Here is a 505-nt window from a genome sequence, read left to right as displayed (position 1 = left end):
CGCCGGCGGTTGCAGTCGCTCGCTATCTCGGCCCGCGACCGCTTTCTCGCGCACCCGACGTGGGACGAGACGGCGGCGACGGTTCGCTCGTTTTTGCTCGATATCGTTGGTGGCGCCGACTGACGCCGACGCCGACGCGGACCGGGCGTCGACGTCGACCGCGGCGTCGACGCGGCGCTAATCGCCGCGGGCGGGCGAGGGACTGCCGCCGCCACCGCCGCCGACCTCGACGGTTTCTCCGACCTGCGTGTAGACGAGGAGCAGGCCGACCGCGCCCAGCGCGGTCGCGGCCACGAAGGGGACGGCGAAGCCGAAGCCGACGAGGACGCCCGAGAACAGCGCGCCGATGGCGACGCCGAGGCCGAACCCCATCGTGAGAAGCGAGAGCGTCGACCCCGACTGCCCCGCCTTGGCGATGTCGCCGGCGAGGGCGAGCGAGGGAGCGAAGACGGCCGCGACCGCGACGCCTTGCAGGAACCGCGCGAGAATCATCAGCGCCGGCGTC

Annotated in this window: 1 protein-coding gene and 1 pseudogene; one reads left to right on the top strand and one right to left on the bottom strand. The window is 73.1% G+C overall.

What is annotated here, in order from left to right; genetic code table 11:
* Positions 1-123: pseudogene (locus C5B91_RS23055) on the top strand (glycosyltransferase family 1 protein); the annotation flags it as partial.
* A gap of 54 nt (positions 124-177) precedes the next feature.
* Here C5B91_RS23055 and C5B91_RS21480 read toward each other — a convergent pair.
* The coding region (locus tag C5B91_RS21480) for an MFS transporter (RefSeq protein ID WP_119713044.1) at positions 178-505 on the bottom strand (328 nt) is incomplete at its 5' end.

The sequence above is a fragment of the Haloferax sp. Atlit-10N genome, assembly GCF_003586325.1.
Lineage (GTDB): Archaea > Halobacteriota > Halobacteria > Halobacteriales > Haloferacaceae > Haloferax > Haloferax prahovense.
The sequence above is the reverse complement of the archived record's forward strand: the minus strand, read 5'-3'. Positions and strand labels throughout refer to the sequence as shown.